Genomic DNA, 3,812 nt, shown 5'->3' with positions numbered 1-3,812 from the left:
GCAGCCTGGTCTCGTCGGAGATCGGGCGCTTGCCGCTGAGGGCGTAGCTGACCGTGCTGGACGAGACGCCGGCGTGCCTGGCCACATCGGCGAGTGTCACCATCGTTGTGGTTCCTTCGTGTCGGTTCGGGTGAGGTGTGTTCCCGTTCGTACGGTGGAGGAGGCCCGGGGAGGGACTGCTCCGGTGCGTGGGGCCCGTGGGGCCCGGTGCGGACTGCTCAGCCCCTGATCGCGCCGGTGCGGACACCGGTACGCAGGTGCTTATGTATGAACGGGTACAGGGTCACCAGTGGTACCAGGGGGAGGACCGTCACCGCCATCCGGTGGCCGACCGTGTAGGAGAGCGCGGTGACGGCGGAGACGGCAGAGTGCGCTGACGTCGGCCGCGCAGTCCCTGCGGCGACACCGTGGGGATCGCTGATCCTGCGGTGCGACCCGGATCGCATGGTGGTCCGGCTCCTCCTCACCGAAGCGTCGAAGCGCTTGAATGTTTCGGCGAGACTAACGACGCGTCACCAGTTGGGGCAAGAGGCTGGACAAAAGCAGAATCCTTGGTTTCCACGGTAGTTGACAGATCCGTACGGGTCGTGTCAGCGTCGAGGCGCTTCGACTCGTGATCGCCGAGCCCAAGCGCGCCCCACCCGGAGGAAGCCCCATGCCCGTCACCGACTTCGGCATCGACGAACTCGTCGGCTGCCGTCCCGAGTCGACCGTTCCGGAGGACTTCGACGAGTCCTGGCAGCGGACTCCTGCGCCTCCGGCTCTGTTCAGCGTCGCTCTGATGGACCCGGTCTGCCCGCCGCGGACGGTCTACGCCGCCTTCAACCACTACGCGGGCGAGGACCGGACGATGACGGTGTGGCAGTTCGCCGACCACGCCGGCGGCTGCGGCTCGAACCCGCCCGTCCAGCCGGCCTGGCTGCGCGAGCGCGGGCCCGCGCCCACGTGGTGACCGCACCACCGCGACCCGTGTCCGAACTGCCCGAGACCCCATGAGGTGACGTGACTATCCAGGACTTCCCGGAACTGCCCCCGGGCTTCCGCTTCGGCGCGGCCACCGCCGCCTACCAGATCGAGGGCGCCCACGACGAGGACGGCCGGGGTCCGTCCATCTGGGACACCTTCAGCCACACCCCGGGCCGTACCCTCGGCGGCGCCACCGGCGACACCGCCTGCGACCACTACCACCGCTACCCCGAGGACATCGCCCTGCTCCGCGGGCTCGGCGTCGACGGCTACCGTTTCTCGATCTCCTGGCCGCGCCTGCTGCCGAAGGGCAGCGGGCCGGTCAACGCGAAGGGCCTGGGCTTCTACGACCGGCTGATCGACGAACTGCTGGCCGCCGGCATCGCACCCGCCGCCACGCTCTACCACTGGGACTTGCCACAGGCCCTGGAGGACCGCGGCGGCTGGCGGGTCAGGGAGACGGCCGAGGCCTTCGCCGAGTACGCGAACGTCGCCGCCGACCGCTACGGGGACCGGGTCGAGCGCTGGATCACCTTCAACGAGCCGTTCTGCTCCGCCTTCGTCGGCTACGCCGAGGGTCGGCACGCACCCGGCGCCCGGGAGGGCCGCGGGGCGCTGGCCGCAGCCCACCACCTCATGGTCGGCCACGGACTGGCCGTCCGGGAGCTGCGGGCCGTCGGCGCCCGCGAGATCGGCATCACGCTCAACCTCGACCGCCTGCACGCCGCCTCCGACCGGCCCGAGGACCTCGCCGCCCTGCGCCGCGCCGAGGTGCTGCACAACGAGGTCTGGACCGAGCCGCTGTTCGCCGGCCGCTACCCCGGGCACGAGACCGAGACCTGGGAGGGCCTGGCCGACGGCCCCTGGCGCCGACCGGGAGACCTGCAACTGATCGGCACGCCGCTGGACTTCGTCGGCATCAACTTCTACCGGCCGATCACCGTCGAGGCCGCCCCGCACCGCGAGGCCGACCCGGAACTGCGCACCGCCACGGACATCGGCGTCGCCGAGCCGAACCCGTACGGCACCCGGCTCACCACCATGGGCTGGCCCGTCGTCCCGTCCGCGTTCACCGAACTGCTCCGCGACCTCGACCACCGCTACCCGCAGCTCCCGCCGATCTGGATCACCGAGAACGGCTCCGCCGAGGCCGACAGCGTCACCCCCGACGGCAGGATCCACGACGCCGAGCGGATCGACTACCTGGCCGGCCACCTCGCCGCCGTCGCCGACGCCATCGCGGCCGGGGTCGACGTGCGCGGCTACTACGTCTGGTCGCTGCTGGACAACTTCGAGTGGGCCCGCGGCTACGATCAGCGCTTCGGCCTGGTCCGCGTCGACTACGACACCCTGACCCGAACCCCGAAGGACAGTTATGACTGGTACCGGGGCCTGATCACCGCGCATCGTGCGCGGACGGAGGAAACCGCCCGATGAAGTTCACCGACGGCTACTGGTTGATGCGCCCGGGCGTCACGGCGCGGTATGCCACCGAGGTCGGCGATGTGCGTGCCGGCGAGGACCGGTTGACGTTGTTCGCTCCGGTCAGGCATGTGCGTGGTCGTGGTGACACGCTCAACAGCCCGCTGTTGACCGTGGAGTGCTGGTCTCCGGCGGAGGGCGTGATCGGGGTGCGTACCACCCATCACGCCGGCTCGGTCAAGCCCGGTCCCGAGTTCGTGCTGCCCGGCGCGGAGCGGGGAGCCGGCAAGGTGTGCCGTGACGGCGACGTGGTCGAACTGAGTTCCGGTGAGTTGACGTTGCGGGTGGATGCGTCCGAGCCGTGGCGGCTGGAGTTCAGTGCGGGTGGCCGGGTGCTGACGACGGTGGGGGAGCGGGGGACGGGTTTCGTCACCGACGCGGACGGCCGGCACCACATGCTGGGCCAGTTGTCGCTGGGGGTGGGTGAGTTGGTGTACGGCCTGGGGGAGCGGTTCACGCCGTTCGTGCGCAACGGTCAGGTGGTGGACATCTGGCAGGCGGACGGCGGCACGAGCAGCGAACAGGCGTACAAGAACGTCCCGTTCCACCTGACCAACCGGGGTTACGGCGTTTTCGTCAACCATCCGGGCAAGGTCAGTTACGAGGTCGGTTCCGAGTCGGTGGGGCAGGTGCAGTTCAGTGTCGAGGACCAGTCGCTGGAGTACTTCGTCGTTCACGGTCCGACTCCCAAGCAGGTCCTGGAGCGCTATACCGGGCTCACCGGCCGTCCCGCGCTGCCGCCGGCGTGGGCGCTGGGTCTGTGGCTGACGACGTCGTTCACCACGGACTACGACGAGGCCACCGTCAACCGCTTCGTCGGGGGTATGGCCGAGCGCGGCATCCCGCTCAGTGTCTTCCATTTCGACTGTTTCTGGATGCGCGGGTACCAGTGGAGCGACTTCCGCTGGGACGAGGAGACGTTCCCGGACCCGGCGGGCATGCTGGCGCGGCTCAAGGAGCAGGGGCTGCGTATCTGCCTGTGGATCAACCCGTACATCGCGCAGAAGTCGGAGCTGTTCGCGGAGGGCATGCGCGAGGGCTACCTCGTGCGGCGGGTGGACGGCAGTGTGTGGCAGTGGGACCTGTGGCAGCCGGGCATGGCGCTGGTGGACTTCACCAACCCCGCCGCCACCGCCTGGTACACGGGCAAGCTGCGCGCCCTGCTGGATGTGGGGGTGGACTGTTTCAAGACGGACTTCGGCGAGCGGATCCCCACCGATGTGGTGTGGCACGACGGTTCCGATCCGGAGCGGATGCACAACTACTACACCCAGTTGTACAACGAGGCGGTGTTCGGGCTGCTGCGTGAGGTGCGGGGCGAGGGGGAGGCGATGCTGTTCGCCCGTTCCGCCACGGTGGGCGGG

General features: G+C 69.6%; 4 protein-coding genes. 3 read left to right on the top strand and 1 reads right to left on the bottom strand.

Annotated elements, in window-relative coordinates:
* Positions 1-103: LacI family DNA-binding transcriptional regulator (locus ACZ7BZ_RS38255; RefSeq protein ID WP_470362409.1), on the bottom strand; the 103-nt coding region annotated here is incomplete at its 3' end.
* Between the two features lie 552 nt (positions 104-655).
* Between ACZ7BZ_RS38255 and ACZ7BZ_RS38250 the strand changes: the two genes are divergently transcribed.
* The 3 genes from ACZ7BZ_RS38250 to yicI all read left to right on the top strand — a co-directional run.
* Positions 656-952: an acetylxylan esterase gene (locus tag ACZ7BZ_RS38250; RefSeq protein WP_470362407.1), complete on the top strand. Its 297-nt coding sequence runs from the start codon at positions 656-658 to the stop codon at positions 950-952.
* Between the two features lie 56 nt (positions 953-1,008).
* Complete coding sequence (locus ACZ7BZ_RS38245) at positions 1,009-2,403, top strand: GH1 family beta-glucosidase (RefSeq protein WP_470362408.1); 1,395 nt, start codon at positions 1,009-1,011, stop codon at positions 2,401-2,403.
* Positions 2,400-3,812 (top strand): alpha-xylosidase (gene yicI / locus ACZ7BZ_RS38240; protein WP_470362406.1); only part of this gene is annotated, 1,413 nt, incomplete at its 3' end. The genes ACZ7BZ_RS38245 and yicI, both read left to right, overlap by 4 nt.

The sequence above is a fragment of the Kitasatospora sp. NPDC036934 genome, from assembly GCF_055608425.1.
The sequence above is the reverse complement of the archived record's forward strand: the minus strand, read 5'-3'. Positions and strand labels throughout refer to the sequence as shown.